Source organism: Bacillota bacterium (assembly GCA_040757085.1).
In the GTDB taxonomy this organism is placed as follows: domain Bacteria; phylum Bacillota; class Sulfobacillia; order JACIYH01; family JACIYH01; genus JACIYH01.
Map to the genome: position 1 here is coordinate 38,011 of JBFLXJ010000027.1, position 25,816 is coordinate 63,826.

22 protein-coding genes and 2 pseudogenes are annotated in these 25,816 nt (G+C 67.5%); 4 read left to right on the plus strand and 20 right to left on the minus strand.

What is annotated here, in order from left to right:
• Nucleotides 1-136: 136 nt before the first annotated feature.
• Complete coding sequence (locus AB1446_10530; protein MEW6547330.1) at nucleotides 137-1,090, plus strand: YitT family protein; 954 nt, start codon at nucleotides 137-139, stop codon at nucleotides 1,088-1,090.
• Here AB1446_10530 and AB1446_10535 read toward each other — a convergent pair.
• The gene (locus AB1446_10535; GenBank protein MEW6547331.1) at nucleotides 995-1,912 is read right to left on the minus strand and encodes an RluA family pseudouridine synthase; all 918 of its coding nucleotides are present in this window, start codon (nucleotides 1,910-1,912) and stop codon (nucleotides 995-997) included. The genes AB1446_10530 and AB1446_10535 overlap by 96 nt on opposite strands.
• Nucleotides 1,913-2,060: 148 nt before the next feature.
• Here AB1446_10535 and AB1446_10540 point away from each other — a divergent pair, with 148 nt between their 5' ends.
• Nucleotides 2,061-3,044, plus strand: coding sequence for an ornithine cyclodeaminase family protein (locus tag AB1446_10540; protein MEW6547332.1), 984 nt, complete (start codon nucleotides 2,061-2,063; stop codon nucleotides 3,042-3,044).
• A gap of 81 nt (nucleotides 3,045-3,125) precedes the next feature.
• Here the strand turns inward: AB1446_10540 and AB1446_10545 are convergent, their stop codons facing one another.
• The 11 genes and pseudogenes from AB1446_10545 to alaS form a co-directional block, all read right to left on the minus strand.
• Entirely contained in the window at nucleotides 3,126-4,145 is a 1,020-nt protein-coding gene (locus AB1446_10545; GenBank protein ID MEW6547333.1) for an NDP-sugar synthase, read from the minus strand.
• Nucleotides 4,146-4,339: 194 nt separating this feature from the next.
• Nucleotides 4,340-5,338, minus strand: coding sequence for a ketol-acid reductoisomerase (ilvC, locus tag AB1446_10550; GenBank protein ID MEW6547334.1), 999 nt, complete (start codon nucleotides 5,336-5,338; stop codon nucleotides 4,340-4,342).
• A 22-nt stretch (nucleotides 5,339-5,360) separates the two neighbouring features.
• Nucleotides 5,361-5,837: pseudogene (gene ilvN, locus AB1446_10555) on the minus strand (acetolactate synthase small subunit).
• A gap of 15 nt (nucleotides 5,838-5,852) precedes the next feature.
• Nucleotides 5,853-7,505 carry a biosynthetic-type acetolactate synthase large subunit gene (gene ilvB, locus AB1446_10560; GenBank protein MEW6547335.1) on the minus strand — a complete coding sequence of 551 codons (1,653 nt, stop codon included), beginning with the start codon at nucleotides 7,503-7,505 and terminating at the stop codon, nucleotides 5,853-5,855.
• Complete coding sequence (gene ilvD, locus AB1446_10565) at nucleotides 7,502-9,184, minus strand: dihydroxy-acid dehydratase (protein MEW6547336.1); 1,683 nt, start codon at nucleotides 9,182-9,184, stop codon at nucleotides 7,502-7,504. Before ilvD ends, ilvB begins: the two co-directional genes overlap by 4 nt.
• The gene (ilvE, locus tag AB1446_10570) at nucleotides 9,181-10,086 is read right to left on the minus strand and encodes a branched-chain-amino-acid transaminase (protein ID MEW6547337.1); all 906 of its coding nucleotides are present in this window, start codon (nucleotides 10,084-10,086) and stop codon (nucleotides 9,181-9,183) included. Before ilvE ends, ilvD begins: the two co-directional genes overlap by 4 nt.
• Nucleotides 10,087-10,088: 2 nt before the next feature.
• A complete protein-coding gene (leuB, locus tag AB1446_10575; GenBank protein ID MEW6547338.1) occupies nucleotides 10,089-11,225 on the minus strand; it encodes a 3-isopropylmalate dehydrogenase in 1,137 nt (378 codons plus the stop codon).
• On the minus strand, nucleotides 11,222-11,740 hold the full coding sequence (locus AB1446_10580) for a 3-isopropylmalate dehydratase small subunit (protein MEW6547339.1): 519 nt from the start codon (nucleotides 11,738-11,740) through the stop codon (nucleotides 11,222-11,224). Before AB1446_10580 ends, leuB begins: the two co-directional genes overlap by 4 nt.
• A gap of 1 nt (nucleotide 11,741) precedes the next feature.
• On the minus strand, nucleotides 11,742-12,950 hold the full coding sequence (locus AB1446_10585) for a 3-isopropylmalate dehydratase large subunit (GenBank protein ID MEW6547340.1): 1,209 nt from the start codon (nucleotides 12,948-12,950) through the stop codon (nucleotides 11,742-11,744).
• Nucleotides 12,951-12,963: 13 nt separating this feature from the next.
• Entirely contained in the window at nucleotides 12,964-14,508 is a 1,545-nt protein-coding gene (locus tag AB1446_10590; protein ID MEW6547341.1) for a 2-isopropylmalate synthase, read from the minus strand.
• 257 nt (nucleotides 14,509-14,765) lie between these two features.
• The gene (alaS, locus tag AB1446_10595) at nucleotides 14,766-17,513 is read right to left on the minus strand and encodes an alanine--tRNA ligase (GenBank protein ID MEW6547342.1); all 2,748 of its coding nucleotides are present in this window, start codon (nucleotides 17,511-17,513) and stop codon (nucleotides 14,766-14,768) included.
• A 561-nt stretch (nucleotides 17,514-18,074) separates the two neighbouring features.
• On the opposite strand from alaS, the gene AB1446_10600 reads away from it, so the two are divergent.
• Nucleotides 18,075-19,301, plus strand: a complete 1,227-nt coding sequence (locus AB1446_10600; GenBank protein MEW6547343.1) for a M28 family peptidase — start codon at nucleotides 18,075-18,077, stop codon at nucleotides 19,299-19,301.
• Nucleotides 19,298-19,996, plus strand: coding sequence for a DUF554 domain-containing protein (locus AB1446_10605; GenBank protein MEW6547344.1), 699 nt, complete (start codon nucleotides 19,298-19,300; stop codon nucleotides 19,994-19,996). Before AB1446_10600 ends, AB1446_10605 begins: the two co-directional genes overlap by 4 nt.
• On the opposite strand, the gene ruvX is transcribed toward AB1446_10605, so the two are convergent.
• The 8 genes and pseudogenes from ruvX to AB1446_10645 all read right to left on the minus strand — a co-directional run bounded on the left by ruvX (nucleotide 19,922) and on the right by AB1446_10645 (nucleotide 25,793).
• The gene (gene ruvX, locus AB1446_10610) at nucleotides 19,922-20,524 is read right to left on the minus strand and encodes a Holliday junction resolvase RuvX (protein ID MEW6547345.1); all 603 of its coding nucleotides are present in this window, start codon (nucleotides 20,522-20,524) and stop codon (nucleotides 19,922-19,924) included. The genes AB1446_10605 and ruvX overlap by 75 nt on opposite strands.
• Nucleotides 20,525-20,612: 88 nt before the next feature.
• On the minus strand, nucleotides 20,613-21,662 hold the full coding sequence (locus tag AB1446_10615) for an AI-2E family transporter (protein ID MEW6547346.1): 1,050 nt from the start codon (nucleotides 21,660-21,662) through the stop codon (nucleotides 20,613-20,615).
• 56 nt (nucleotides 21,663-21,718) lie between these two features.
• Nucleotides 21,719-21,910 (minus strand): hypothetical protein, encoded by a 192-nt coding sequence (locus AB1446_10620; GenBank protein MEW6547347.1) that lies wholly within the window; start codon nucleotides 21,908-21,910, stop codon nucleotides 21,719-21,721.
• A 67-nt stretch (nucleotides 21,911-21,977) separates the two neighbouring features.
• Nucleotides 21,978-22,199 carry a hypothetical protein gene (locus AB1446_10625; protein ID MEW6547348.1) on the minus strand — a complete coding sequence of 74 codons (222 nt, stop codon included), beginning with the start codon at nucleotides 22,197-22,199 and terminating at the stop codon, nucleotides 21,978-21,980.
• Between the two features lie 70 nt (nucleotides 22,200-22,269).
• Nucleotides 22,270-23,415 (minus strand): tRNA 2-thiouridine(34) synthase MnmA, encoded by a 1,146-nt coding sequence (gene mnmA / locus AB1446_10630; GenBank protein MEW6547349.1) that lies wholly within the window; start codon nucleotides 23,413-23,415, stop codon nucleotides 22,270-22,272.
• Nucleotides 23,416-23,551: 136 nt separating this feature from the next.
• Nucleotides 23,552-23,911 (minus strand): annotated as a pseudogene (gene nifU, locus AB1446_10635) (Fe-S cluster assembly scaffold protein NifU).
• 19 nt (nucleotides 23,912-23,930) lie between these two features.
• Nucleotides 23,931-25,100, minus strand: coding sequence for a cysteine desulfurase NifS (gene nifS, locus AB1446_10640; GenBank protein MEW6547350.1), 1,170 nt, complete (start codon nucleotides 25,098-25,100; stop codon nucleotides 23,931-23,933).
• Nucleotides 25,101-25,793, minus strand: coding sequence for an Rrf2 family transcriptional regulator (locus tag AB1446_10645; GenBank protein ID MEW6547351.1), 693 nt, complete (start codon nucleotides 25,791-25,793; stop codon nucleotides 25,101-25,103).
• Nucleotides 25,794-25,816 lie beyond the last annotated feature (23 nt).

The window sequence follows — 25,816 nt, forward strand, 5'->3', positions numbered from 1 at the left end:
GCACCGCCGCGGCGCGGACGCCTATTTCTGCCCGGGGGGCAGCAGGCACCGGTACCCCCGCCCGTGGTATAATCGGCGCGGGCAAACCCGCGTCGTCGTCGCAGTGCCACGTTCTGACACCGGAATGGAGACAAAGATGGGCGACCGTTTGCGCAGCGTTATCATGCTCACGCTTGGGGCGGGAATCTTCTCGGTGGGGCTGAACGGCCTGGTGGTGGCCAACGGTCTGGCTGAAGGCGGACTTTCCGGCGTCTCCGTGATCGTGCACTACTTTACGGGATGGCCGGTGGGCGTACTCTACCTGCTCCTGAACGTGCCGCTGCTCATACTGGGCTACTTTTCCCTGGGCGGGCGGTTCACCCTCCGGACGGTGGTGGGTGCCGGCCTGGTTACCGGCGCCCTGATACTTACCAGATCGGTCAGGTTCCCCATGCCCGACCTCCTCCTGGCGTCCCTCTACGGAGGTGTCGTGAACGGTGTGGGGCTGGGACTCATGTTCCGAGCCGGCGGGTCGAGCGGCGGCCTGGACATCCTGGCCCAGCACCTCCGGCACCAGCGCGGCGTCACCGTGGCGGAAACCTACCTGGTTGCCGACGGCATCGTGCTGGCGGCGGCTGGATTCCTCCTGGGCGCCGACACGGCGCTGTACGCCCTGATAGTCACGTTCGTGGGCGGCCGCGTGGCCGATCTCATCCAGGAGGGACCCAACCGGGCCAAGGCTGTGCTCATCATTACCGACCGCATAGAGCCCCTTACCCACTACGTGACCTCGGTGCTGGAGCGCGGAGCCACCATCTTCGACGTGCGCGGGGCGTACACCGGCCGGTCGAAGGGCCTGGTGATGACCGTGCTCAGTCGCCGGGAACTGGCCCGTCTCAAGCAGCAGGTACGCCATCTGGACCCCGGCGCCTTCATGGTGGTGCAGGACGCCACCGAAGTGATCGGCGAGGGCTTCGGCACCATCGTTCCCCCCCATGGAGCAGGGGCCGCGCCCTTACCGGTCCGGCGCCCGGTGTTGAGGCGCAGGCGAAGAACTCAGCTGCCGGATCAGCGACCGGATATCGTCGGCGAGGGGAGCCCTCAACCGTAAGAGAGTTTCCTCCACCGGATGGGGAAAGCTGATCCTCCAGGCGTGCAGAGCTGGTCTGCTCATGTGCACGACCGGCATCTCTGCGCCGGGTGCGGGCCCCGATTGGGCAGGGCACGGCCGGGCACCATAGCGGGTATCTCCGACCAGGGGATGTCCCACCCCGGCCAGGTGGACCCGTATCTGATGCAGGCGTCCCGTCCGCGGGGTCACCAGGAGCAGGCTGGCATTCTCCCAGTGGCGCAGGACGCGATATGCGGTTACGGCGGGTTTCCCCGCTACCGGGGCAACGATTTCCACTTCGCGCTCTTCCGCGCGCGCGGGTACCCCCTCCGCCACTCCCAGGTACTCCCGCCTCATCTCTCCCCTTTCGCGCAGGAGACAGAGACGGTGCGCCACCACCGGGGACAGGGCAAACACGACCAGCCCCGAAGTCCCCCGGTCCAGGCGGTTGACGGGGCGGGGGACCGCGTCCGCTCCACGTGCCGCCAGCCATGCCACCACCGCGTTGGCCAGGGTGCCCGCCTTCTCGTGGGCGGGATGCACCAGCATCCCCGCCGGCTTGTTCACCACCAGCAGGTGATGGTCCCAGTACACCACCTCGAGAGGGAGATCCTCGGCGGCGACTGTCCTCGTGCCGGCGTCTCCCCTGACTTCCACCTGATCACCGGCGTGCAGGACGTGGTCCAGGCGGACCGGCCGGCCGTTCACCGTGACCTCGCCAGCCCGCTTCAGACGCCGCAACAGTCCGCGCGACGCACCCCGGGCGCGCAGGGCCGCGCCCACCCGCATCCCGCTCTCGTTCTCCCCCGCGGTGAATCGCATCCACATTCCCACCGCCACCCACCGTCCCGCACCCCATCATAGCACGCCCGCGGACAACCGGCAGGGAAACCGGCGACCGCAGGCGAATGGGAGCCCGGAACCGATCCCCTTACCAGAAGACATTACCGGGGGAAGGCTGGTGGTGATGATGGCAAAAGCAGGCGTGGGCGAGATCCTGTACCTCTCTCGCGCGGACGTGGAGCGTGTGGGCCTCACCATGCCCGAGGTGATCGAGCTGGTTGAACAGGCCTTCCGGGAAAAGGGTGGGGGCTTCGTGGAGGTACCGCCCAAACCGGGGCTGCACCCGGCGGGGGATGCCTTCATCCATGCCATGCCCGCCTGGCTCAGCCGCATGGGTGCGGCCGGTATGAAGTGGGTCTCCGGCTATCCTCAGAATCAGGCCCGCGGGCTACCTTACATCAGTGGTCTCATCATCCTCAACGATCCCGAGACGGGCATTCCGCGGGCGGTAATGGACTGCAGCTGGGTGACGGCGGTGCGCACGGCCGCAGCCACCGCCGTGGCGGCCAGGTACCTGGCGCGCCCGGATGCCCGGGTGATGGGTATCCTCGGCCTGGGTGTGCAGGGGCGCGCCAACCTGGAGGCCGTGCGGCACGTGCGCGACATCCGGGAGGTGCGTGCCTACGACATCGTCCCCGAGCGCCGGGACGCCTACGCCCGCGAAATGCAGGCGGCTACCGGCGTGCGGATCGTGCCCGTCGATACGCCGCGGGACGCCGTGGAAGGCTGCGACATCGTGGTCACCGCCGGGCCCATCCTCAAACACCCCACCCCCGTCATCGGGCCCGACTGGCTGAGTGCGGGCGTGCTGGCGGTACCCCTCGACTTCGACTCCTACTTCACCCCCGCCAGCATGTACGCCATGGACTACTTCGTGACCGACGACACCGCCCAGTACCTCTACTACCGCGAAAGCGGCTACTTCGCGGGGTGCCCTGACCCCCACGCCGACCTGGGAGAGGTGGTCGTGGGCAGCAAGCCGGCCCGCACCAACCCCGCTCAGCGCATCATGTCCATGAATCTGGGCCTGGCCATCGAGGACATGGCCGTGGCCCAGGCCGTCTACCGCCGGGCACTGGAGAAGGGACTCGGCACTACCCTCCCCCTGTGACCCGCTCTCCCTCGCCCTGCCCAACATGGCGAGCGACCTGACCTACAGCCTCGTCCTCGGCCCGACAGTGGTGGCGGCGCGTTAACAGCGGACCATGACGCCGACGGCGGCGGTGCGCTCGTCTTCCACCACGGCACCGTATCCCACCACCGCACGCTCGAGGGATACTCCCTCGCCCACGATGGCGTCGGCCCACACCACGGTGTCTTGCAGGCGGGCACCCTTCCCCACCCTGACCCGCGGGCCCAGCACCACCCAGGGACCAACCTGAGCGCCCTTTTCCACCCGGCAACCATCCCCCAGCACGAACGGGGGAACCAGGCGGGCGCCCCGCTCAATCACCACGTTGTCCCCTATCCAGCCTCCCCCCTGCCGAGTCCCGGCCAGGGGGATAGCGGCGCGACTCTGCAGGATGTCCCTGTGCACCTGCAGGTAGCCCGCAGGGGTTCCCAGGTCATTCCAGTACCCCACCACCGGGAACCCATACACCGGATAGCCAGCCTGGATGAGACCGGGGAAGGTCTCCCTCTCCACTGAAACCGCCCGCCCCGCGGGGATCATCTCCAGCACGCGGGGATCAAACACGTAAATTCCTGCGTTTATGTAGTTGCTGGGAGCCTCCTCCCGGCGGGGCTTTTCCACGAAGCGCCTGATACGCCCGTCGGGGGCCAGGTCCACCACCCCGTAGGGAGAAGGGTCGCTAACCGGTGTAAGGGCAATGGTCACCGCCGCCCCCCGTTCCAGGTGGAACCGGTAGAGGGCCTGCAGTTCCGCACTCGAGACCACGTCGGCGTTGAACACCAGGAAGGGTTCTTGCAGGCCGAAGGCAGCGTTGCGGATAGCACCCCCCGTCCCCAGTGGCTCCGTCTCCAGCACCAGCGAGATCCACTCGTCCAGCCCCTGGCCGCGGAAGTGGTCGCGGATCACTTCCCAGCGGTGGCACGCCGTGCACAGGATGCGACCCACTCCCTGCGCCCGGCAACTGGCCGCCAGCCTGTCCAGCCAGGGCTGGTTGGCCACGGGCACCATGGGCTTGGGGAGAGTCTCCGTCAAGGGGTGCAACCTGGTTCCCTGTCCACCGGCCAGAAAGACAGCGTCCACAGATGCCACCTCCTCCAAGACAGGGCGCAAGGCCGGCTGGCTCCGGCCTTGCCTGAATTACATTTTTAATCTAGACGAGGAAGCAGCTACCTGTCAACCTCGGCCAGGACCGGCCCCCTCTATTTTACCCGCCGCACGCCACCCTGAAGACCATCCGGCACAACCGGGACGTGACCGCCCGGCGTCCCGCTGACCTAGCGGCGGGCCCCCTTCAACCAGGGCATCATGGCCCGCAGCTTCTCGCCCACCTGCTCGATAGGATGGGCGGCCTCCCGCGCCATCAGGCTGGTAAGGACGGGCCGGCCGGCCTGGTTCTCCAGGATCCACTCTCGGGCAAACTCTCCCGACTGGATGCGGGTCAGCGCTTCCTTCATGGCTTGCTTGACCTGCGGACCCACGATGCGCGACCCCATGGTGAGGTCGCCGTACTTGGCGGTGTCGGAGACCCCGCGACGCATGTGGGTGATACCGCCCTCGTAGATGAGATCCACGATCAGTTTGAGCTCGTTGAGGCACTCGAAGTAGGCGATTTCAGGCTGGTAACCTGCCTCCACCAGGGTTTCGAAGCCGGCCTTGATAAGCGCGGTTACCCCACCGCACAGCACCGCCTGCTCGCCCAGGAGGTCGGTCTCGGTCTCCTCCCGGAAAGTGGTCTCGATCACTCCGGCCCGGGTGCACCCTATGGCCCTGGCGTAAGCCAGAGCGATCGGGTAGGCAGACCCGGACGCGTCCTGGTGCACCGCCAGAAGGGCGGGGACGCCGGCCCCCTCCAGGTACAGGCGGCGGAGCAGCGCCCCGGGGGCCTTGGGGGCCACCATGAACACGTCCACGTCGGGCGGGGGGACCACCTGACCGTACAGGATGTTGAAGCCGTGGGCGAACCCCAGGGCCTTCCCTGCCCCCAGGTGAGGTCGTACCTGCTCTTCGTACACCTGGCGGTGCTGGTGGTCGGGGAGGAGGAACATGATCACCTGGGACGCCGCCGCCGCGTCCGCGGGCGTCGCCACCCGGAAGCCATCCCCACTCGCCCGATCCCACGAGGGGCCGGGACGGAGGCCAACCACCACTTCGATGCCGCTATCCCTCAAGTTCTGCGCTTGCGCACTTCCCTGGCTGCCATAGCCCAACACGGCTACCCGCAAGCCTTGCAACCGCCCCAGGTCGGCGTCCCGGTCGTACAGTACCCTGGCCATGCCACATACCTCCTCTCGATTCCTTGCTGCCACGGGCCATGGCGATCTTGCCCGTGCGGACCACTTCCATGATCCCGAACTCGCGCAGAAGTTCCACCATGGCCGACACTTTGTCTTCGTCCCCGGTAATTTCGATCACCAGGCTGCGCCGGGCAACATCCACGATCTTGGCCCGGAAAATATCCACAACCTGCATAATGGCGGCCCGCTGGGCCGGGGGAGCATGCACCCGCACCAGCGCCAGTTCCCGGCCGATGGCATCGGGTTCCTCGAGGGCTGACACCTTGATCACGTTGATCAGCTTGTGCAGCTGCTTCTGCACCTGCTCCAGGACGTGCTCGTCCCCGTCCACCACGATGGTCATGCGGGAAAGAGAGGGGTCCTGTGTGACACCCACCGCCAGACTCTGAATGTTGAATCCCCGCCGGCCGAACAGGCCGGCCACCCGGGCGAGAACACCGGGCTGATTTTCCACCAGCACGGAAAAGGTGCGCTTCATGCCTCATCACCCCCTTCACCAGCTCACGATGATGCGGGCCAGAGGCTCCCCGGCGGGTACCATGGGGAGCACCTTTTCGTCCGCGGGCACCAGGCAGTGCAGCAGCCCGGGCCCCGGCTCGGCCAGCAACGCCGACAAACCGTCTTCCAGCTCGCCGGGATCAGTGACCCGCCAGGCCCTGATCCCATACGCCTGAGCCAGCGCCAACCAGTCGGGTCCCTGCAGGGACACCGCCACCAGGTTGCCCCCGAAGAACATGTCCTGCCACTGACGAACCATGCCCAGGCTGCCGTTGTCGAGAAGCACTATCTTGATGGGAAGTTGCTCCTGCTTCACGGTAGCAAGTTCCTGCAGATTCATCTGCAGGCTCCCATCTCCCGTCACCAGCACCACCGTCTTATCCGGGCACCCCACCTGGGCTCCCACGGCGGCAGGGAGGCCGTATCCCATGGCCCCCAAGCCACCCGAGGTGAGGAGGGTACGGGGATGATAGAAGGGATAGTGCTGCGCCACCCACATCTGGTGCTGACCCACGTCAGTGACCAGTACCAGGCGGCCCTGGCGGGCCAGGTCGCCGGTAGCGCTGGCCAGGGCCCGCACGACGCGCACGCCCATGCCATCCTGCCCCGCCCGACACCGGAAGGAACCTACCTGCGCGAGCCACTCGTCGTTGCGCCTCTCCGGTACCAGGGGGATGAGGGCCTCCAGCACCCGCCCCACGTCTCCCACAATGGGAATGTGCGCGGGCACGTTCTTTCCCAGCTCGGCGGGATCCACGTCCACGTGAATGACCTGGGCTCCCTGGGCAAAAGCCTCCCGTTTTCCCGTCACCCGGTCGCTGAACCGCACCCCCAGGGCCAGCAGCACGTCACATTCCTGGACAGCCCGGTTGGCCGCCACGGTGCCGTGCATCCCTATCATCCCGAGGAACAGGGGATGATCGGCCGGCATCGTCCCCAGACCCATGAGGGTGCTGGCCACGGGAAGGCCAGCCTTCTCGGCCAGACCCACCACGAGGGGGCCGGCTTCCGCCCACTTCACCCCGCCCCCGCTCAAGAGGAGCGGCCGTCTTGCCGATGCCAGTGCCTCCGCCGCCCTGGCCACCTGGGCGGGGTGGCCGTCCCGACGGGGCTTGTATCCCGGCAGCCGGGGGGTGGCATCGACTCCGGCCGGGACCTCTCCCTCCGCCACGTCGCGCGGCAAATCCACCAGGACCGGCCCTTTGCGCCCCGCCTGGGCCAGGTATATCGCCTCGTTCAGTACCCGGGGCAGATCCTCCACCCGGCTCACCAGGTAGTTGTGCTTCGTAAGGGGCATGGTGGCCCCGAAGATGTCCGTCTCCTGGAAGGCATCCCGCCCCAGCTGGCCGGTGGGAACCTGACCGGTGACGGCCAGCACCGGCACCGAATCCAGGAAGGCGTTGGTCAGTCCGCACAGGAGGTTGAGCGCCCCCGGTCCGGAGGTGGCGATGCAGGCCCCCAGCCTGCCCGTGGCGCGGGCGTAACCGTCGGCGGCCATGGCGGCCGCCTGCTCGTGTCGTACCAGGACGTGGCGGATCGACGGGGGTAGCACGTCGTACACGGGGATGACCGCCCCGCCCGGATAACCGAATATCACCTCGACCCCGTGCTCAACCAGCGAACTCCAGAGGAACTGCGCTCCCGTCATCGCCGTTCGCCCCCCGTGGACGCGGTCAAGACCGCACAGCGGGCGGCATCTGTCACCAGTGCCCGGTAGCGTTGCAGGATGCCCGCGGGCACTTCCCGCACCGGGCGCTGCCAGGCGGCCCGACGCCGGGAGAGTTCCTCCTCAGAAACGAGCAGGTCAAGCCGGGCAGCGGCCACGTCCAGTGAGATGAGGTCGCCGTCCTCCACCAGGGCCAGCGGCCCGCCCGCGTACGCCTCCGGGCTGACGTGTCCCACGGCCCCGCCCCGGGAGGCCCCGGAGAAACGGCCGTCGGTGATCAGGAACACCTTGCCTTCCAGCCCTCGACCCGTCAGCGCGGACGTGGCCTGCAGCATCTCCCGCATCCCGGGGCCGCCCGCAGGACCCTCGTACCGGATCACCAGCGCCTGCCCGGCCTCAACCTGGCCTGCCAGGATGGCTTCGACTGCCTGCTCCTCTCCATCGAACACCCGTGCCCGGCCCTGTTGCCGCCAGGCCTCGGGGGCAAGTGCGGCCGTCTTGATGATGGCCCCGGACGGCGCCAGGCTCCCGTACAGCACGCGCAGGCCACCCGTGCTCGCCCAGGGGTCGGCCAGAGGACGCACGACCTGACCGTCGGGGCCGGGCGCGTTCCGCACGTTTTGGGCCACGGTGGCTCCGGTCACGGTGAGGGCTTCACCCTCCAGCAGGCCGCCCTCGTACAGCTCCCTCATCACCACCGGCAAACCACCCACCCGGTCCAGGTCCTCCACGAACAGGTCTCCGGCGGGACTGAGTCGGCAAATGTGGGGGGTACGGCGGCTGATGCGGTCCGCCAGCTCGAGGTCGAACCTCACCGCCGCTTCGGCCGCGATCGCCCCCAGGTGCAGGATGCTGTTGGTTGAACCCCCCAGGGCCATATCCACGGCCAGGGCATTCGCCACCGCCGGGGGAGTGACAATACGGGAAGTGCGCAGGTCCGCCCGCCAGGCCGCCACCGCCTGCCTTCCCGTGGCCCGGGCCAGGGCCAGGCGACGGCTCGAGGTGGCCGGCACGGTGGCGCTGCCGGGCAGGGCCATCCCCAGGGCCTCCGCCATGGCAGCCATGGTGTTGGCGGTGAACATACCCGCGCACGAACCCGGACCCGGACAGGCGGCCATTTCCACCTCGCGCAGGCCAGCTGCGTCCAGCCGTCCGTCAGCATGGGCCCCCACCGCCTCGAAGACGTCCGAGAGGTCAAGCCTCCTGTCTCCCAGTTTCCCCGCCAGCATGGGACCTCCCCCGCAAAATATGGCGGGGATGTCCAGGCGGGCCGCAGCCATGAGCATGCCCGGCACGATCTTGTCGCAACTGGCCACCAGCACCACGGCATCGAGGGCATGAGCCTGGACCATGACTTCCACGCAGTCGGCGATGAGTTCCCGGCTGGGAAGAGAGTACCGCATGCCCGCGTGACCCATGGCCAGGCCATCGCACACTCCCGGAACACCGAAGGGAAGGGGGATTCCTCCCGCCTCCCGGACGCCCTGGGCCACCGCCTCGGCCAGGGTCCCCAGGTGCATGTGGCCGGGCACCAACTGGCCCCAGGAAACGGCGATCCCCACCAGGGGCCGGGCCAGGTCGTCGTCGCCCAGGCCCAGGGCACGCAAAAGGGAACGGTGGGGAGCTCGTTCCGGTCCCCTCTTGATGACGTCGCTCCTCATGATCGCTCGCCTCCACCTCGCGCCCCTACCAGACCCCGCGTTGAGGAAGGAGCGTTGCGGGTGAGCTCATGGAAGGCTTCCGTGAGCCGCTGCGTGACCGGCCCCGGCTTACCCGTTCCCACCTGGCGCCCGTCCACCTCCACCACGGGCATGATCTCGCAGGCGGTGCCGGTGAGGAAGCACTCGTCGGCCACGTACAGGTCGTGCCGGCAGAAAAGCTTCTCTTCCACCGGGACACCCATGCCGCGGGCCAGTTCCATCACTGCGGCGCGGGTGATCCCTTCCAGGATGCCCACGAACGCCGGAGGCGTGATGAGGACGCCCCGGCGCAGGATGAATATGTTCTCGCCGGTGGCCTCCACCACATAGCCCTCCGGGTTGAGCAGGATGGCCTCCGGATACCCCGCCAGCACGGCGTCCAGCTTGGCCAGGATGTTGTTCAGGTAGTTAAGGGATTTCACGCGGGGGTTGAGGGCGTTGACCCCCACCCGCTGGGTGGAAGCGGTCATGGCCCGCAACCCCTGCCGGTACAGTTCCGGCGGATACAGGGCGATATGGTCGGTGATGATGATCACGTTGGGGGAAGTACACTTTCGCGGGTCGAGCCCCAGGTCTCCCTCCCCGCGGGTCACTATCAGGCGGATGTATGCATCCGTGAGGCCGTTAGCCTCCAGGGTGGAGTAGATGGCCTCCCCCATCTGCTCGATCCCGATGGGGATGGTTAGCATGATCGCCCGTGCCGACTCGTACAGGCGCACCAGGTGTTCCTCCATCTTGAACACCCGGCCTCCGTAGGCGCGGATCCCTTCGAATACCCCGTCCCCGTACAGGAGGCCGTGGTCGAAGACGGACACCCGGGCCTCTTCCGCGGGCACCAGCTTACCGTTGAAGTATACGAGCATCGTTATCCCTCCCGAATGGCTTCTCGAACCAGGTCCCCCATGGCCGCCGTGCCCACCACGCGCGACCCGGGTTCCTCCAGGTCAGGCGTGCGGTAACCCGCTTCCAGCACCCGCCGGACGGCGGATTCTATGCGCGCGGCGGCCCGTGCACCCTGCCCGCCGGCACACGCGTACTGGAGCAGCATGCCCGCACTCAGGATAGCCGCCAGGGGATTGGCCCGGTCCTGTCCCGCCAGAGCGGGCGCCGACCCGTGCACGGGCTCGAACAGGCCCGGACCCGCATCGCTCAGCGAAGCCGAAGGCAAGAGCCCCAGGGATCCCACCAGCGCCCCGCCCAGGTCGCTCAGGATGTCCCCGAAGGTGTTCTCGGTGACCACCACATCCAGCCGCCAGGGCCGCAACACCATTTCCATGGCGGCAGCATCCACATACATGTGCTCAGTGTCCACCTCGGGATAAGCTGATCGCAGAGCCTCTACCATTTCCCGCCATAACCGGGAACTGGAGAGGACGTTTGCCTTATCCACCGACAGAAGGCGCCGCGAGCGCTCACTGGCCAGCCGGAATGCCAGCCGCACCACCCGCTCGATCTGGCGGCTGGTGTACCACATGGTGTCGACGGCGACGGACCCGCAGCCGTCCGCCCAGCGCCCGCTGGGCTTACCGTAATAAAGGCCCCCTGACAGTTCCCGCACCACCAGGATGTCCAGACCCCGCTCGAGGATCTCGGGCCGCAGAGGGGATGCTCCCGCCAGAGAGGGATAAAGCTTCACGGGCCGCAGGTTGGCCCACAGGCCCAGACCCTGGCGCAGGGCCAGCAGCCCTGCCTCCGGGCGCCTGTCCGCGGGCAGGCCGTCCCAGCGCGGACCCCCCACCGCCCCCAGCAGCACCGCGTCCGCCTGCCGGCAAGCCCGCAACACCTCTTCGGGAAGAGGCTCACCCGCCTCATCGATGGCCGCCCCGCCCACGGGAAAGTATTCGCATGCCAGCGCGATCCCCTCCGCCGCCGCGGCCACCTCCATGACCTTCACCGCCTGGGCAATCACCTCGGGCCCGATGCCGTCCCCGGGCAGAACCACCACCTTCAGGCGGCAGCCATCCATCCCCCCCGCACCCCGAGCACCCTCACCAGCGCTCACCGGTCACATCCTCCCCCGGCCCCGCGCACGAGGCGCTGTCTGACGTACTCCACCAGGCCTCCCGCCTGCCACACCTCTCGGGCCGCTCCCGCCGGGAACGTCACCGGGATACCCTCTCCCGAGGAGAGGTACAGCACCCCGTCCTCCCCGTCTATCAGGATCTCTTCGCCCGGCTGTACCCGTGCAGCTGCTTCGGCCGACTCCACGAGCAGCAGGCCCAGGTTTACGGCGTTGCGGAAGAATATGCGGGCGAAGGAGGCAGCCACCACTGCCGCCACCCCGCAGGCCTGCAAGGCCCGGGGGGCGTGTTCCCGCGAGCTGCCGCAGCCGAAGTTCCTCCCCGCCACCACCACGTCCCCGGGGCGCACCCGGGCCGGAAACTCCGGGTCTGCCACCTCCAGACAGTGTGCCGCCAGCACCTGGGGATCGTGGGTGTAAAGATAGCGGGCCGGAATAATGACGTCGGTGTCCACGTCATCCCCGAACTTCCACGCCCTACCCGCGATGCGGGCCACCCTAGATCACCTCCTCCGGGTGCGCGATGCACCCCGCCAGTGCAGTTGCGGCCGCCACCGCCGGACCGGCCAGGTACACCCTGCTCTCCGGGTGACCCATCCGACCCCGGAAGTTCCGGTTGGTGGTGGCCAGACAAACCTCGCCCTCGGCCAGCACCCCCATGTGGCCGCCCAAACAGGGACCACAGGTGGGAGTAGAAACCGCCGCTCCCGCTTCCAGGAAAACGTGGATTAACCCCGCCTGCAGGGCACGCCGGTAGACGTCCTGCGTGGCGGGGATGACGATCAGCCTCACCCGCGGGTGAACCTTCCTGCCCGCCAGGATCTCCGCCGCGACGGCGAGGTCGTACAGCCGCCCGTTGGTGCAAGAACCGATGACCACCTGATCCACCGGCGTCCCCGCCACCTCGCGGATCGGCACCACGTTGGCAGGCGAATAGGGACACGCCACCTGGGGCTCTAGGCCTGATACGTCCCAGGTGTAACGACCGGCCACTTCCGCCCCCGCCTCGCTTTGCCAGTCACCCATGGGCACCAACCCGGCTTTCGCCCCCGCCTCCACCGCCATGTTGCACAGGGTCAGCCTGCCATCGAGGGGAAGTGCGGCTACAGCCTCCCCGCCGAACTCCAGCGCCATGTAGTTGGCACCTTCCGTCCCCAGTCGGGATATCAGGAACAGGGCCAGGTCCTTGCCCCCCACCCAGCGTGGCAACTGCCCCTTGAACTCCACACGGAGAGTGGCGGGAACGCGGAACCACAGTTCGCCGAGAGCCATGGCACAGGCCAGGTCGGTGGACCCCACCCCGGTGGCAAAAACACCCAGGGCGCCACAGGTGCAGGTGTGGGAATCCGCTCCCACCAGGAGGTCCCCCGGGCGCAGGATTCCCAGCTCCGGCAACAACGCATGCTCGATGCCCATTCGACCCACTTCGTAATAGTGGACGATGCCCTGCTCGCGGGCGAATTCCCTGGTCACCCGGGCCTGAGCGGCCGAGGCGATGTCCTTGGCGGGCAGGAAATGGTCGGGCACCAGGATAATCCGGCCGGGATCAAAAACCCGGTCGCACCCCATGGCCCGCATCTGGTCTATGGCCAGGGGAGCGGTGATGTCGTTCGCCAGACACCAGTCCACCCGAGCCCACACCGTCTCCCCGGGCTCCACCTGCTTGCGCCCGGCGTGGGCAGCCAGGATCTTCTCCGCAGCCGTCATGGGTCGGGACACCTCAATCCACTCCTCCCACGGCAGCCTGGCGCCGCACGGGCATGCCGCTCAGCCAGCGGTTCACCGCCTGCAGGTAGGCTCGCACGGTGGCCTCCAGCACGTCCGTGCTCACGCCTCGCCCGGAGTACACGGCCCCGTCCCGCTCCACGCGCACGGCGGCTTCCCCCAGGGCATCCTTGCCTCCGGTCACCGCCTTCAGGGAGAACTCCAGCAGGTGGAAGTCCGCCCCCACCGCCCGCTCCACCGCCCGCAGCAGGGCGTCCACGGGGCCATCGCCGCAAGCCGCCTCCTGGACCACCTGGCCTTCTTTCACCAGGGACACGGTGGCCGTGGGCAAAGAGCGGTTGCCCGTGGAGACCTGGAAGCAGTCCAGGGCCCAGATTTCCGGTTCCTTGAGCACCTCGTTTTCCACCAGGGCCTCCAGATCCCGGTCGGATATGTCCTTCTTGCGATCGGCCATCTCCTTAAAGCGGGCGAAGGCCCGCTCCACATCCTCGTCCCGCAACTGGTATCCCAGGGCCAGCAGCCGCTCCCGGAAGGCGTGGCGGCCGGAGTGCTTGCCCAGCACCAGACGTCCGGCCGGGACGCCCACATCCTCGGGGCGCATGATCTCGTAGGTGGTCCTTTCTTTCAGGACGCCGTCCTGGTGGATGCCCGACTCGTGCGCGAAGGCGTTGGCCCCCACCACCGCCTTGTTGGGGGGCACAGGCATGCCCGTCAGGGTGGCCACCAGGCGGCTGGTGCGGTATATCTGGTCGGTGGCGATCCCCACCGTGGCCCCCAGGGCATCCTGCCTGACCTTCAGGGCCATGACCACTTCTTCCAGCGAGGCATTCCCCGCCCTCTCCCCGATGCCGTTCATGGCGCACTCCACCTGGGTAGCTCCTGCCTCCACTGCCGCCAGGGAATTGGCCACCGCCAGGCCCAGGTCGTCGTGGCAGTGAACTGATATGACGACGTTATCGATCCCCCGGACATTCTCGCGCAGGTAGCGGATGAGACCGGCGAACTCGCGCGGGGTGGTGTATCCCACCGTGTCCGGCACGTTGATGGTAGTGGCTCCCGCCTCGATGGCGGCTTCAAACAAGCGGCACAGGAACTCGGTACGGCTGCGGGTGGCATCTTCGGCCGAAAACTCCACATCGGCCGTGTACTGACGGGCCCGCTTCACCGCCGCGACCGCGGCTTCCAGCACTTCACGCGGCTCCTTCCGCAGCTTGTATTTCATGTGCACATCCGAGGAGGCGATGAAGGTGTGGATGCGTTTCCGCTCTGCCCCCGCCAGAGCCTGGGCAGCCCGGTCGATGTCCACCGCGTTGGCGCGGGCCAGGGCACAGATCACTGGCCCCTTCACTTCCTGCCCGATCGCCTTCACCGCCTCGAAATCCCCTGGCGACGCCACCGGAAACCCGGCCTCTATGATGTCGACCCTGAGGCGCGCCAACTGGCGGGCAATCTCCAGCTTTTCCGCCGGAGTCAGGCTCACTCCGGGCGACTGCTCACCGTCCCGCAAGGTGGTGTCAAATATCAACACACGTCTTTCCACCTGCCACCCCTCCTGAATCGTTAGCAGTCCCATCAATACAAAGAACCCGAAGAGGCATGGATCCTTCCGAACAGGAACCTGCCGCTCGGGTCTTTTGTACCCACGGTGTACCCGGGAGGGCACCTCCTGGCCCCTGCTCCCGGGCCGATACCGCTTGGTCGCTGGCCACCCGGACCACGACGCCGGATGCGGAACCCTAGGTATCCTTCCTGCGACCTCGTGTGGTGCTTTTGACTAAGCCATATACGACGTCGCTGTCAGGATTCCTCCTGCGCCTGGGCACGAACTTCGCCGACGGCGCGCGCCAGGGCTGCCTCGATGCCGGCCGGGTTGCGCCCCCCGGCTTCCGCCATGTGGGCTTTGCCCCCACCACCCCCGCCCACCAGGGGAGCCAGGGACTTGATCAGGCGGCCGGCGTGCACGCCCCGCCCGGCCAGGTCGGGGCTGACCATGGCCAGCAGATACGCGCGGCCTTCTTCCTCGGCCCCCAGGATCACGACCCCGGACCCCAGGCTGTCCCGCACGGCATCACCCAGGGTGCGCATGGCCTGCCGATCGGGGAGCGGGCAGCGAGCCGCCACCACCTTGATCCCGTCAACATCCACGGCCCCGGATGCCAGCAGCTTCGCCTCGCGGCCCAGCAGGGAGGCCTGCAGGGAGTCGATGCGCCGCTGGGCAGCAGCCACTTCCTGACGCAGTTCGGCGACCCGGGCGGGAAGCTTCTGGGGAGGAACCCCCAGAGGTCCGGCGGACTCTACCAGGAGTTCTTCCTGGCGCCGGGACCAGGCCAGAGCGGCCCTCCCCGCCACCGCCTCCACCCTCCGCACACCCGCCCCCACCGCCGAGGAGGAGGTGAGGCGGAACATCCCCACCTGCCCGGTAGAACGCACATGGGTGCCGCCGCACAGTTCAAGGCTGAAATCCCCCATGCGCACGACCCGCACCGTGTCCCCGTACTTTTCTCCGAAGAGAGCCACCGCCCCCATGGCCATGGCCTCTTCCCGGGAAGTGAACAGTACCTCCACGGGGAGGTCGGCCATCACCTGCTCGTTCACCAGGTCTTCCACCTGGCGCAGCTGGGCCGGGGTTGGGGCCTCATAGTGTACGAAGTCGAAGCGCAGGCGGTCGGGTGCCACCAGGGAGCCGGCCTGAGTGGCATGGCTGCCCAGCACCTGCCGCAGGGCCCGGTGCAGGAGGTGAGTGGCCGTGTGGTGACGGGCGGTATCCAGGCGGCGGTCCCCATCCACCCGCGCCCGCACCCGGTCTCCCACCCGCAGGGAGCCCCGCTCCACCTCTACCAGGTGCAGGATGCGGCCCCCGGGAGTGCGCTGGACATCCAGCACGCCGGCGGTCATGGCCCCGTGCTCCAATTCGCCCGTATCTGCCACCTGCCCGCCCGCCTCGGCGTAAAACGGCGTCCGGTCGAGCAGCACCCGCGCCCGCCCGCCCGCGGGCACCTCATTGAGCAGCCTGTCCCGCCCGAGAGCCTCATTTCCCTGGCCCGCGGCGGGCTCGATCGCCCGGCTCTGTGCCGCCTGGACCGGCCCGCGTTCCGCCGGCCCAGCCGTCCACCCGTCGGCTTCGCCGGGCGGCAGGAGGGCGAGCACCACCGCCTCTTCCTCCAGGCGGTCATATCCGACGAAATCCGTCGCCGGATACTGGGAGAGGAGCATGTCCAGCGGGGAACCGATGTCCCACCCCTCGACCGCTCGCGCCGCCCGCGCCCTCTCCCGCTGCTCCTCCATGGCCTGCTCGAACCCTTCCCGGTCCAGACCCAGGCCGTGTTCCGAGGCGATGTCGGCGGTCAGGTCGGGCGGGAACCCGTAGGTGTCGTACAGGAGGAAGGCATCCCGCCCGGGCAGCCTGTCCAATCCCTTCTCCTTTGCCGCCGCCACCAGTTCCAGGGCCCGCGCCGTGCCTTCGGCCAGGGTCTGGCGGAAGCGTTCCTCTTCGGCGCGCAGCACGCCGGCCACCTGGGCGGCGGCGGCCCGTAGGTGGACGTAGGGATCCCCCATGATGTCCACCACCACCGGCACCAACCGGTGCAGGAAGGGTTCGCCGATGCCCAGAGACTGCCCGTAACGCACCGCGCGACGCAAAAGTCGCCTTATCACGTACCCCCGCCCTTCGTTGGAGGGCAACACCCCCTCGGCCACCGCAAAGGCGATGGCCCGCAGGTGGTCGGCTATCACCCGCATGGCCACGTCGTCCGCTTCGCTGGCTCCGTACCGTTTGCCCGCCAGCCGCGCCGCCTCGTTCACTAAGGGGAAGAGCAGGTCGCTCTCAAAGTTGGAGCTAACCCCCTGCATCACGGAGGCGATGCGCTCCAGACCCATCCCGGTATCGATGTTCTTGCGGGGCAGGGGAACATACTCGCCGTTTTCCAGGTGGTTGAACTGGCTGAACACCAGGTTCCACAACTCCAGGTACCGTGAGCACTCGCACCCCGGCCGGCAGTCGGGCGACCCACATCCGAAGGCCGGTCCCCGGTCGATGTAGATTTCCGAGCAGGGTCCGCACGGGCCGGGGCCGATATCCCAGAAGTTGGTCTCGTCGTCCACCACCCTTTCGCGCGGCAACCCCACGTCCCGGACCCATATCTGGCGAGCCTCGTCGTCGGTGGGGTGAACGCTGGCCCACAATTCCTGGCGCGGCAACCCCAGCACCCCGGTCAGGTACTCCCAGGCCCAGACGATGGCCTCCCGCTTGAAGTAGTCGCCGATCGAGAAGTTGCCCAGCATTTCGAACAGGGTGTGATGGCGCGGCGTGTGCCCCACGTTCTCGATGTCGGTCGTCCGTAAGGAGAGCTGACTGGATGCCAGCCGGCGCCGCGGGGGCTCCACCTTGCCCGCGAAGTACGGCTTGAGGGGCGCCACGCCGGCGTTGATCCACAGCAGCGTGGGGTCATCCCGCGGCACCAGCGGGGCACTATCCAGCACCAGATGATCTCGCGCCGCGAAGAAGTCCAGGAACTTCTGCCTCAACTCTCTTCCCGTCACCCTCATCTCCTCCTCTACTAGCTTTGCACGGCCGGGCTTCACACGGGGCTTTCGTCCCACTGGCGACAAAAAGGATCCCTCGCCCGCAGGGGCGAGGGATCGGTCGCGGTACCACCCTGTTCACCGCCGCGTCACCGCGACGGCCTCAGCGGGTGCGAGCGCACTCCGAGCCCCATCCCGGCGTCCTCGCGCGTCTCGGGATGCGCACCACCCTGTGCTTAACGGACACCACCGCCGGCGCCTACTCGCCCGGCCATCGGCACTGCGAACTTTCGGCATCGGAACTCGGGGGAGGCATTCAGCCGCTTCCCCGGGAAGCCTCGCAGCCGTGGGCTTCCTCTCTGCACGGTCAGGCGGCTTACTCGGCCCCGTCATCGCTTTGTCCATGATTCTACGGGACCATCCTCCTCCTGTCAATGTCAACGCCACAGTGGCGGCTGACCGGCTCACGGCTCCCCGCAGGCAAACGCGTAAGGCCCCGAAGATCCTGCCGCGCCGGCTCTTGGCTGGGGAGCATGTGGCAAGGTAGAATGGCTCCAAGGCAGTACGAACAAAGGGGGGGCCGGAATGCGGGATCCCGTCGACCACGTCCGGGAACTGGCGGTGGGGATTGGGCCTCGGGGAGCTACCACCGAGGGCGAGCGCCGGGGCTCCGAATATGCACGGCGCGAGATGGAGCGCTGGGCCGCCAGCGTGAAAGTGGAGCCGTTTGCTTCCTGTCCTTCGCTGAGCTGGCCCTGGGGACTGGTGGCATTGCTCCTGCTGGCCAGCTCGGTGCTGATCTGGGTGCGGCCCTGGTTGGCCGTGGCCACTGCTGCTGCGGGATTCGTCGCCTTCGCGGGGCTGGCCCGGGGCTCCTTCGAGGTGGGGCGGCTGTTCCCCGGGCGGCCCAGCCGGAACGTCCTGGGAATAGTGAGGCCCCGGGGAGAAGTACGCCACCGGGTGATCCTGGCCGCCCACGTGGACACCACGCGCTCTGCGCTGTTCTATCATCCCCGGCGCCTGCACCTCTTCCGGCTCAACCACATCCTCAACATCACCACCAGCGGCGGCCTGCTCTTATTCAGCCTCCTGGCGGCTCTCAGAATTCCCCCTGCCGTAGTATGGTGGCAGGTGCTCAGCCTGCCCCTGGCCGTCATAGCGCTCTACGGCGGGTACGTCCTGCTGCACCGGGAGTTGTTCTGCGACTACATTCCTGGCGCCAACGACAACGCGTCCGGGGTGGCCGTGGCCCTCTCGGTGGGGGAAGCGGTGGCGGCGGAGCCCTTGGAAACCACCGAATTGTGGTGCCTGATCACGGGATGTGAGGAAGTAGGATACGCAGTGGGCATGGATCGCTTCGTCCGCGCCCACATCGGGGAACTCAGGGATGCCGACATCCTGGTGCTGGATTCGGTGGGCGCCGGCCACATCCGCTACCTCACCGGCGAAGGAATCATGGGGTACCTGCCCATGGCTCCCGACTTGGTGAGCCTGGCCGCCGAGGTCGCGGGCACGTTTCCCGAGTGGGACATCCGGGGGACCAGATTCGGCCTGGGCTACACCGACGCCACCCCCGCCCTGATGCGCGGTCTCCGGGCCCTGGCCCTCTTCACCCTGGACGACCGCGGGCTGATCAGGAACTACCACTGGCCTTCCGACACCCTCGAGAACATCGAAGCCGAGACTCTCCGCCGGGTTACCACCTACACCCTGGCCCTTGTCCGCGCCATTGACCGGCGCCGCGCAACCGGCGACAGCACACCGCCGGTCTCCGGAACCAGGCATTCGCATGGAGGAGGAGGCACCTCGTGACGGGAACGCTCATCAACACGGCCACGGTAATCGCGGGAGGCACCGCCGGCACCCTGCTGGGAAACCGGCTCCCCGCCCGGGTGCGGGAGACCGTGATGGACGCCCTGGGGCTCACCACCATTCTCATCGGGCTCAAGATGGCCCTGGAAACCTCCAACGTGCTGCTCCTCTTGGGTAACCTGCTCCTGGGAGGCATCGTGGGGGAACTTCTGGATATCGATGCCGCCCTGAACCGCCTGGCCAGGCGCCTGGAGGAAAGGATCTTCGCCCGCTCCTCCGGGAAAGCAGGTACCGGAGGCCAGTTCGCGCGGGGCTTCGTCACGGCTTCCCTGGTGTTCTGTGTGGGGCCCATGACCATCATGGGTTCCATCCAGGACGGCCTCACCGGCGACTACAGCACTCTGGCCATCAAGGCCATGCTGGATGGATTCGCCGCCCTCGCCTTCGCTTCGTCCCTGGGTATGGGTGTGACCTTCTCCGCCCTGGTGGTACTGGTCTACCAGGGAAGCCTCACTCTGGCGGCTACCTGGGCGCAGGCGATCCTCACGCCTCCCATGGTGGCGGAGATGACCGCCACCGGCGGGCTGCTCATATTCGCCATCGGCCTGGGACTGCTGGAACTAAAGCGCATCCGGGTCGCCAACCTGCTCCCCGCGATCTTCCTGGCCCCGGCGCTGGTCGCCCTGCTCAACTGAATGCTGCTCGCTTAGCTGAGATAAGGGTTGGTCGTCGGCCCTCGTGAACCCCGGCCGCTGACTGCGGGCGTGCCGGGAGGCCAGGTAGGATTCCAGGATGAGGACCGCCGCCGTTTTGTCGATCACCTGACGCCGCCGGCGCCTGCTGAGGTCGGCATGGATCAGCAGGCGCTCGGCCTGGCGGGTGGTGAGGCGCTCGTCTTGCAGGCGCACGGGGAGGCCGGTGGCAGCCTCCAGCCGGCGGGCAAAGTTCTCGGCCTGCTGAGCCTGGGGACCGCGGCTGCCGTCCAGGGAAAGCGGTAACCCCACGACCAGTTCCGTCACACCCCACTCCCGCACCAGGCGAAGCACCTCGCCCAGGTCGTGCTCACGGTTGCGCCTCCGGATCACGCCTATGCCCTGGCCGGTCAGCTCAAGGGGATCGGACACGGCAACCCCGATCGTCTTGCTGCCCACGTCAAGCGCCATAATCCTGCCCAACAGCCGTTCACCATCGAGGATCATACCACGACTGGCGACTGCTGTCACTATCGATCCCCCGCCGGTGACCGGCTCGGGTGCCCACCCCAACGCACCGCCACGCTCGTGCCTGCCAATCGGCATCCTCACCGGCCCCTTACCGCTGCCGCCCGCCGTGCCGGTCGCGGTCGGGAGTGTCGACCCAGCACTGGTATGCCAGGGACACCAGGGGACGGAGCACCCCGGCAGCAGGAACGGCCAGGATCATCCCGGTGAGCCCGCCCAGCCATCCCCCCGCCAGTACCGCCCCCGCCACCACCAGCGGATGCAGGCCCGTGCGCTGCCCCACTATGCGGGGAGTGAGCAGGCCGGCTTCAAGTTGCTGGATCACGACCAGGACCGCCACCACCTTGATCACCATGGCCGGACCCCTGGTCAGGGCCAGCAATACGGCGGGGATGCTTCCCAGGACGGGCCCGAAGTACGGCACCAGGTCCGTCAGTCCCGCCACCAGTCCCAGCAGGAGCGGGAACGGCATTCCCAGCACGAACATGGCCGCTGCCACCAGAAGCCCCACCACGCCTGCTACGATCACCTGCCCGCGGAAGAATCCCCCCACCGCCCTGTCGATCTCCGCTACCGCCCGCCAACCCTTCTCCCCCAGGTGCCAGGGAACCAGGCAGAAAAGCCAGGCCTTGATGGCTTCCAGGTCGCGCAGGAAAAAATAGGCGAGAAATGGCGAGAGAAGAAAGCTCGCCACCACGGGAGCGCTGCTCATGGCACCCCGCACCGCATCCCGGGCGCTGCTCAGCATCGCCGCCTGGGCGGTGAGCACGGCATCGTTCACTGCCGCCCGCAGAGCGGCGGGCAACCAGGGGGCAGCGAAACGTGCCTGCAGACCGGAAACCCACCTGCTGAGGCCGTCCAGGTAGAGGGGAAGCTGGGACGCCGCCATCCCCAACTCCGCCAGGAGCCGGGGCAGGAAACCCAGTAAGAAGGCGGCTGCCGCCGCTGCCATTCCGGCGTATACCGCGGCAATGGCGGCTGTGCGGCCCAGCCCCCGCTTTTGCAGCCACACCACTGCCGGGTTGAGGAGATACACCAGGGCGAGCGCCCCCAGGAAAGGCGGGAGGGTTCGCCTCACCAGGTACAGCAACAGTACCGCCGCCCCGCAGAAGCCCACCAGGGCCAGAGTCCTGCGTCCCACACGGAGCCCGGCCTGCTTTGCCGGAGCCTCTCTCCCGCTCCCGAGAGGATGTCCCTCTATCTCACCACCATCCGCACCGCGCGCGACCGGATGCCTTTCCACGCGCGCCGGATGCCGCGGCGGGCGGCTTCGCCGGCGACGTCGACCAGGCGCCGCCGCGAGATGGCCCGCGTCTCCGGAGTCATGAAGAGCGTGGCTGCGATGCCCAGGATGGACCCGGCCAGCAGGCCTCGCCAAAAACTGCCCACGACTATCACTTCCTCCATCTCAGTCCCCTATGCCCTTATTCACCCTCACCCGTGTGTTCACGTGCCCTCAGGAGTCCGGGCGCGATTCCTCCGCCCGGCGGACACCGGCGAGATCCCTCACCTCTTCCGGCCGCAAATGGACCAGGGTGCCGTCCTCTTGCACGCGGTAGACCTGGATCCCCCGCCGGCCGGCGGAGAACTCCACACAGCATTCCCAGCAATAGTATTGCCCGCTCCCCACCCTCCCGGTGGCCCTGCCACCGCAGACGGGGCACACGACAGTGTACACATTCGTCCTCCTCAAATAGAGTTGAGGGGGGCGAACCCTCGTCAGTTAGTATCCCGCCTCCAACAAAGCTTCATTCCTGCCGTCCGCCCGGCGACAAAGATGGCGGCCCATCCCACCCTGTTCTTTCGCCGCAGGGCTGGGCGATGGTGGCTCCTCCCACCACAGCATCGCCCTGGTAAAACACCACGGCCTGCCCGGGCGCGATGGCCCGCTGCGGCTCCCGGAAATCCACCCTCACGCGTCGCTCTGGCAGCGGCGTCACCAGGGCAGGCAGCGCCGGCCCGCGGTACCTCACCTGCGCTTCCACCTCGAGGGGTCCGTCAGGCCAGTCAAAGGGAATGAAGCGAGCATCCTCGCCCTCCAGGGACCGTCCCAGCAGTTCTGCCTGCCGGCCCACCACCAGAGCGTTCTCCCGGGGGCGGATTTCCACCACGTACCAGGGTCCGGGACGCCGGACGCCCAGACCCCGCCGCTGTCCCACAGTGAAGAAGGCAACGCCGGGGTGCTCACCCAGCACCTCCCCGTCGGTGCTGACGATGGGGCCGGGGGCAAAAACGCGCTCGCCGAGCCGCGAGCGCAGGAATTCGCGGTAGTCGCCGCCAGGGATGAAGCAAACCTCCTGGCTCTCCGGACGCCCCGCAGTCGGAAATCCCCTTTTGCGGGCCATTTCCCGTACCTCGGCCTTGGCCAGGTTCCCCAGGGGCAGGAGCAGGTGGGCCAGCTGTTCCTGATCGAGGTTGTAGAGGACGTAGGACTGGTCTTTCCTGCGGTCCCGGCCCCGCCAGAGCAGGTAGCGACCCGCCGGAGAAGCCAGTACGCGAGCATAGTGCCCCGTAGCCAGAAACTCGCACTCCAGGGCCCGGGCCCGGTCCCACAGGACGCCCAGCTTGATCACGCGGTTACAGACCACACAGGGGTTCGGCGTCCGGCCGGCAAGGTATTCCTGGATGAAGTGCTGCACCACAAGGCGCTCAAACTCCTCGCGCATGTCGAGCACGTAGTAGGGGATACCCAGGCGCGCCGCCACCTGGCGAGCTCCTTCAGCCGCCTCGAGGGAACAGCATACCTTCTCCACGCCGGCCTCCTCTCCCGGGAGCTTCATGGTGATGCCCACCACGGAGAAGCCGGCCTCAACCAGCAAAGCGGCGGCGACCGAACTGTCGACGCCGCCGCTCATGGCCACCAGCACCCGATCCCCGTCAGCTCGCCTGTTCACCCTCCGCCTCGTCGCCTCCAGCTCTTCCTCGGGCCATCTCGTTGCCGTCAGTGCTATCGCCCGTTGACTTATGGCTGTCGCCGTCGTCGCCCTCGCCCGCGGGCCGGACTGCACCATCGGTCTTCTGACCGTCACCGCGCGACAGGTAATCCTTGATGGCCGCGTGCAGAGCATCGGCAGCCAGGTTGGAACAGTGCATCTTGATGGGCGGCAGGCCACCCAGCGCCTCCGCGACCGCCCTGTTCGTTATCTTCATGGCCTCTTGGAGCGTCTTGCCCTTCACCAGTTCCGTCACCATGCTCGAGGTGGCAATGGCGGCGCCACACCCGAAGGTCAGGAACTTGATGTCCTCTATACGGTTATCTTTCACCCGAATGGTGATCTTCATCAGATCCCCGCACACCGGGTTGCCCACCGTACCCACCCCATCGGGGTCAGGGATCTCTCCCACGTTGCGCGGATTGGTGAAGTGCTCCATCACTTTCTGGCTGTACACTGTGATCCCCCCAACCACTTCACGGTACCCGGCTGCTCCATAGGGGCGACATGGCCCGCAGCCGGGCTACGATCTCGGCCAGGGAATCGGCCACGTAAGCGGTGTCCTCTTCCGTGGTGGACATCCCCACCGTCATACGCAGGGAGCCGTGGGCCACCTCATGCGGAATCCCCATGGCCAGCAACACGTGAGAGGGTTCCAGAGACCCCGACGTGCAGGCTGATCCAGAGGAAGCAGCTATCCCCTTCATGTCCAGGTTCAGCAGCATCGATTCTCCTTCCACGTAGCGGACGCTGATGTTCAGGTTGTTGGGCAACCTCCGCGTGGGATGCCCGTTCAGGCGCACCTCGGGTACCTTCTCCTGGATGCGCTCCCACAGGACATCCCGTACCCGGCGGTAGTGCTCCACCCGCTCGTCGAAGTGCAACCGGGCCAGTTCGGCAGCCTTACCCAGCCCCACGATACCCGGGACCCCCTCCGTGCCAGCCCTGCGCTTGCGCTCGTGCGCTCCACCGTGCTGTAGCGGCGTCAGCCGCACCCCCCGGCGCACGTAAAGGGCGCCCACACCCTTGGGCCCGTAAATCTTGTGTCCCGAAAGGGAAAGCAAGTCTACACCCAGGGCATGGACGTCTATGGGCACCTGCCCAACCGCCTGCACCGCATCGGTGTGAAACCGCACGCCCCGCTCCCGGCAGATGCGGGCGATCTCGGCCACTGGCTGCACCGTCCCCACCTCGTTGTTGGCCGCCATGATCGACACCAGGATGGTGGAGGGAGTGATGGCGCGCCCCACCTCTTCCGGGTCCACCATGCCGTACCGGTCGACAGGGAGGTAAGTGGCGCGGAACCCCTGCTTCTCCAGCCACTCCACCGTGTGGAGGACAGCGTGATGCTCCACAGTCGATGTGATGATGTGGTCGCCCTTGTCGCGCAACTCCCACGCCGTACCCTTGATGGCGAGGTTGTCGGCCTCGGTACCACCGCTGGTGAACACTATCTCCTCGGCGTCTGCCCCAATGAGCGCAGCCACCTGCGCCCTGGCCGTATCCACCCCTGCCCGCGCCTCCCGGCCGAAGGAGTGGATGCTGGAAGGGTTGCCCCAATCCTGCAACATGTAGCGCCTCATCACTTCCACCACTTCCGGGTGGACAGGAGTGGTCGCCGCATGATCAAGGTACACGCGCCGCATCTAACCGCCCCTTTCCTCGCCTGCTGATCTCCGGACCGATCCGCCAGGTGTGGCCTCCCCCGGTGATAAAACGGCATGTCCTCCCTCTGCCCGCAGTCGCACCGGGCGTACCTCTGCCCGTACTGGGCCCGGCCCCTCTACCGACACCGGAGCCGGGCACGCGTCTCCCGGCACCGGAGCGGGGCATCCGCCCTCGTTCGGCACTGCGTCTTCGCAACCTGTCTCACCGGCTTCCCGGCAGAGGTCGGCCAGCGTGATGGAATCCAGCACCCTGGCGATGCTCTGGGAAACCCGCTCCCAAACACCCCGGGCCACGCATCCCTCCGCCCGGCCGCAGTGTTCCACGCCGGCTCCCGGGACAGTGCAGTCTGTCACCGCGATGGGGCCCTCGAGGACCCGCACCACATCGCCCACCGTGATCTCCTGCGCTGGACGGGCCAACTGGTATCCACCCTGGGCACCCCGCACACTGCGAACCAGACCGGCCTCCCGGAGCGGGCCCACCAGTTGCTCCAGGTAGTGCTGCGACAGTCCCTGCCTCCGGGCGATGACATGCAGAGGGAGCGGGCCCCCGCGGGCAGAACGGGCCAGTTCGTACATCGCCTTGACTCCGTATCTTCCTTTCGTAGAAAGCTTCATGCCGACCTGGTCCCTCTGCTTTCCCGTACCGGCAATCCCGAGCAAAATACTCAAGATTTCACCCCCATGTTATCATC